This window comes from Pseudoalteromonas sp. Z1A6 (assembly GCF_011378745.1).
GTDB lineage: Bacteria > Pseudomonadota > Gammaproteobacteria > Enterobacterales > Alteromonadaceae > Pseudoalteromonas > Pseudoalteromonas arctica.
This window is the reverse complement of the sequence record NZ_WTKW01000297.1, coordinates 1-5107: the sequence shown is the minus strand read 5'-3', so window position 1 is coordinate 5107 and position 5107 is coordinate 1. Positions and strand designations below refer to the sequence as shown.

General features: G+C 39.8%; 3 protein-coding genes. All 3 read left to right on the top strand.

Translation table 11 applies throughout. The annotated features are described in order from the left end of the window. Nucleotides 1–126 precede the first annotated feature (126 nt). Nucleotides 127–2496 (top strand): endopeptidase La, encoded by a 2370-nt coding sequence (gene lon, locus GQR46_RS15775; RefSeq protein ID WP_165741432.1) that lies wholly within the window; start codon nt 127–129, stop codon nt 2494–2496. Nucleotides 2497–2679: 183 nt separating this feature from the next. Then, complete coding sequence (locus tag GQR46_RS15770; protein ID WP_157823336.1) at nt 2680–2970, top strand: HU family DNA-binding protein; 291 nt, start codon at nt 2680–2682, stop codon at nt 2968–2970. A gap of 171 nt (nt 2971–3141) precedes the next feature. Beyond that, a complete protein-coding gene (locus tag GQR46_RS15765; RefSeq protein ID WP_165741431.1) occupies nt 3142–5043 on the top strand; it encodes a SurA N-terminal domain-containing protein in 1902 nt (633 codons plus the stop codon). Nucleotides 5044–5107 lie beyond the last annotated feature (64 nt).

The following is a 5107-nucleotide window of genomic DNA, read 5'->3' as shown; positions in this document are numbered from 1 at the left end:
GGAGCCTTAGGCTCCTTTTTTTATAATTAATTTAATCGAGTATGGGAAAATTGTTGAACTTTAATTAGGTTATCCCCATATACTTGAGTAATCTTTAAAATAAATGAAGTGCGAAGAGAAACTATAATGACGCTTGAGAGAACCGACCGAGTCGAAATCCCAGTCCTTGCACTGCGCGATGTTGTGGTATACCCGCACATGGTGATCCCGCTTTTTGTTGGCCGTGAAAAATCAATAAAATGCCTAGAAGCGGCAATGGACAAAGACAAACAAATTTTCTTGGTTGCACAAAAAGATGCAACTGTAGATGAACCAGAGCAAGATGATATTTATCGTATCGGTACTATTGCCACTGTACTTCAGTTATTAAAATTACCAGACGGTACAGTTAAAGTTTTAGTTGAAGGTACACAGCGCGCACAAATTGAAGAATTTGTAGATAACGATGACTTTTTTGTTGCTAATGCTCAATTTATTGAATCTGATTCGGTAGATGAGAAAGAACAAGATATTTTTATTCGTAGCGCAATTAGCCAGTTTGAAGGCTATGTAAAGCTAAACAAAAAAATTCCACCTGAAGTACTAACTTCAGTTTCAGGTATTGATGAGCCAGCACGCCTTGCCGATACAATGGCAGCCCATATGCCGCTTAAAGTACCTGAAAAGCAAAAAGTGCTCGAAATTTCAAGCGTTACAGAACGTCTTGAATATTTAATGGCATTAATGGAAGGCGAAATAGACTTACTGCAAGTTGAGAAGAAAATTCGTACCCGCGTTAAAAAGCAGATGGAAAAGTCTCAGCGCGAGTATTACCTCAATGAGCAAATGAAAGCCATTCAAAAAGAGCTGGGTGAGCTTGACGATGTACCTGATGAATTTGAAGCACTTAAAAAACGCATCGAAGAATCGGGTATGCCAGCAGAGGCACAAGACAAAGCGACGACAGAGCTTAATAAGCTTAAGATGATGTCGCCAATGTCTGCAGAAGCGACTGTAGTGCGTTCATACATTGATACATTAATTAATGTGCCATGGAAAAAACGCTCTAAAGTGAAAAAAGACTTAGCGGGCGCGCAAAAAATTCTTGATAGCGATCACCACGGCTTAGATAAAGTAAAAGAACGCATTATTGAGTATCTCGCAGTACAACAGCGTACTAATAAGCTTAAAGGGCCAATTTTATGTTTAGTTGGGCCACCAGGTGTTGGTAAAACATCACTTGGGCAATCTATAGCGCGTTCAACTGGTCGTAAGTATGTTCGTATGGCGCTTGGCGGCGTACGTGATGAAGCTGAGATCCGTGGTCATCGTCGTACATACATTGGTTCAATGCCAGGTAAGCTAATTCAAAACATGACAAAAGTGGGCGTTAAAAATCCATTATTTTTGTTAGATGAAATCGATAAAATGTCATCAGACATGCGTGGCGATCCAGCATCAGCACTATTAGAAGTGCTTGATCCTGAGCAAAACAGTCACTTTGCCGATCACTACCTCGAAGTAGATTACGATTTATCTGATGTTATGTTTGTAGCTACATCAAATAGCTTTAACATCCCAGGCCCATTATTGGATCGTATGGAAGTTATTCGCTTATCGGGTTACACCGAAGATGAAAAGCTAAACATTGCAAAAGAACACTTAATCACCAAGCAAGTTAAGCGCAATGGCTTAAAAGAGCATGAGATTGTAATTGATGATAGTGCAATTATTGGCATTATCCGTTACTACACACGTGAAGCGGGTGTACGTAACCTAGAGCGCGAAATTTCAAAATTATGCCGTAAAGCAGTTAAAAATATCTTAATTGAAAAAGACACTAAAACAGTAACTATCAATCAAGATAACCTAGAAGACTTTTTAGGTGTACAACGCTTTGACTATGGTAAAGCTGAAGATGGCGACCGCATTGGTCAAGTTACAGGCTTAGCATGGACAGAAGTTGGCGGTGATTTGCTAACAATCGAATGTGCAGCTGTACCAGGTAAAGGCAAGTTAACTTATACCGGTTCACTGGGCGATGTAATGCAAGAGTCGATTCAAGCGGCAATGACGGTAGTACGTAATCGTGCAGATACATTTCGTATTAATAGCGACTTTTACGAAAAACGTGACATTCACGTACACGTACCTGAGGGCGCTACACCAAAAGATGGTCCAAGTGCGGGCGCAGCAATGGTAACGGGTCTTGTATCTAGTTTAACAGGTAATCCTGTACGCGCAGATGTTGCAATGACCGGTGAAATTACGCTACGTGGTGAAGTACTTCCTATTGGTGGCTTAAAAGAGAAATTATTGGCAGCGCATCGTGGTGGAATTAAAACAGTCATCATTCCAAAAATTAACGAACGTGACTTAAAAGAGATCCCAGAAAACGTACTGGCAGGCTTGGATATTCACCCAGTTACGTGGATTGACGAGGTGTTAAAGCTTGCTTTAGTGCATCCTGTTGAGAGTTTTTCGGTCGAAACACCTAAAAACCAAGAAAAAAGCTAAAAAAAGTGCTTTTTAGGGCTTTTCAAATCTAAACGGTATGATAAGTTAAGCACTGGTTTTCAAGCCTAGCCCTTATGGGGCGTAGGCTTAAGAAAAATATAATCATGTGAGCATTAAAAGTTTGCTCTAAAATTTTCAAAACAGTGATGTTAGTTTAAAAAACCATCGCTCTTGATAATAACAATGAAAGAGGATGATATTGTGAATAAATCTCAATTAATCGATCAAATCGCAGCTGATGCTGACATTTCTAAAGCGGCTGCAGGTCGTGCACTAGATTCATTCATCGAATCTGTATCTGGCGCGCTAAAAGAAGGCGACTCAGTTGCACTTGTTGGTTTTGGTACTTTCTCAGTACGTGACCGTGCTGCACGTTCAGGCCGTAACCCGCAAACTGGTGAAACAATCCAAATTGCTGCTGCAACTATTCCTGCTTTTAAAGCCGGTAAAGCGCTTAAAGACGCAGTAAACTAATCACTGTTTTAAACACATTAGTTATGGCGAGTGTAAAGTTACTGATTCACCACAACAGATGAATTAAGTAACTTTACCGCCAGTTACTTCAAGTGAAAAAGCGTATCTGGTAAGATACGCTTTTTTTACATGTGACAAGGTAAAATACCTTGATCAAAAAGAGATAAACAAATGCTTGAGAAAATCAGAGAAGGTTCGCAAGGACCTGTAGCCAAAATAATTTTAGGCGCGGTGATTTTATCTTTTGCCTTAGCAGGGATTGGTAGTTACTTAGGTCAAACCACAGAACAACCCGTTGCTGAAGTAAATGGAATTAAAATTAGTCAAACCGATTTTAACCGTGCTTACCAAAATGAACGTAGCCGTTTAGAGCAACAATTTGGTGAATACTTTACACAAATTGCTGCTGATCCAAATTACATGGCGCAAATTCGCCAAGGTGTAGTTGACCGCTTAGTACAACAAGAATTGCAATCACAGCTAGCGGCTGATTTAGGCCTTCGCGTAAGTGATGAAAGTGTACGTAAAACAATTTTAGAACTACCGTACTTTCAAATTGGTGAAAAATTTAATAACGACCGTTACTTACAAGTAATTCGTCAAATGAACTTTCAACCAGATGCTTTTCGTGAATACTTACGTAAAGATATGACACGCAGCCAAGTAGTATCAGCTGTTGCAGGTACAGACTTTGCACTAGAGAGCGAGCTTAAAAGCGCAATTGCTCTACAGCAGCAAACTCGTAGTATTGATTATGTAGTAGTAAACAAAGAAGCGCTTACCGCGAACGTTGAAGTATCAGATCAAGAAGTGTCTGATTACTACGACCTAAACGCATCACAATTTTTGTCCCCAGAGCTTATTTCGGTAAGTTACATTGAGCTTAAAGCAGCAGATATTAATGTTGAATCGGTAACCGAGGATGACGTTAAAGCGTATTACGAGCAAAATAAAGCACAATACGTTGAGCCAGAAAAGCGTCGCGTATCACATATCTTAATTGATAACAGTGAAGACGATGACGCAGCAAAAGAAAAAGCTAATGCACTTCACGCACAACTAGAGCAAGGTGCAGACTTTGCTGAGTTAGCAGAATCATCATCTGACGATATCGTTAGTGGCGAAATGGGCGGCGATCTTGAATGGATAGAACGTGACGTAATGGACCCTGCATTTGAAGACGCGACTTTCGCACTTCAAAACAAAGGTGATATTTCTGAAGTTGTTGCTTCTGAGTTTGGTTATCACATAATTAAACTGACAGATATTCAACCACAACAAGTTAAAGCCTATGATGATGTTAAAGCTGACTTACGTGCTGAACTAGAACAAGCTGAAAAAGTAGATGCGTTTTACGAAAAGCAAACTGAGATGGGTGCACTTGCATTTGAAATTTCAGACCGCTTAGACGACGCTGCAGAAGTTGCTGAAGTAGAAGTTAAATCTACACCTCTTTTAGCACTTAATGCTTTACCAGAGCCGTTAAACAGTCCTGCAGTTGTAACAGCACTAACATCAGTTGATTTACTTGAAGATAAAGTAAACTCTGAAGTTATTGAACTGGGTGAAGAGCACGTAATTATTGTTCGTATTAACGAGCATAAACCTGCTGCGACTAAACCACTGGATGAAGTAAGCGAGCAAATTAAAGCGCGTTTAGTTAACGAAAAATCATCTGAGCTTGCTAAAGAAAAAGCGCGTAGCTTATTTGCGGAAGTACAAGCAGGTAAGAGCTTAAACGATGTAGCAAACGAGCAAAGTTTAACGGTTCGCCAAGAAGCGCAGTTAACGCGTCAAAGCTACACTGTTTCACCTGCTATTGTGACTCAAGCATTTAAGATGGCTCACCCAGCAGATTCGGCAGTAGTTGAGCTTGTTAATTTAAATAATGGTGATGCAGCAATTGTTGCGCTTAAGTCGGTAACAGATGCACAAGTTGCAGCTAATATTGACCCTCAAGCAAAACAAAGCATTACTATGGCGCAAGCTAATAAAAACTACATGGTATTTATTGAAGCGCTTAAAGCCAATGCTGAACTTAACTTACCAACGGCTACACAAACTGTTGAATAATTAATTTTAGCTCATAAAGAAAGGCGCTTTTAAAGCGCCTTTTTTATTGTCTTAAATAAAGTTG

Bases quoted from the DNA above. Each gene is read 5' to 3' on its own strand.
- lon (WP_165741432.1), top strand. From the start codon at position 127: ATGACGCTTGAGAGAACCGACCGAGTCGAAATCCCAGTCCTTGCACTG.
- GQR46_RS15765 (WP_165741431.1), top strand. From the start codon at position 3,142: ATGCTTGAGAAAATCAGAGAAGGTTCGCAAGGACCTGTAGCCAAAATA.
- GQR46_RS15770 (WP_157823336.1), top strand. From the start codon at position 2,680: ATGAAAGAGGATGATATTGTGAATAAATCTCAATTAATCGATCAAATC.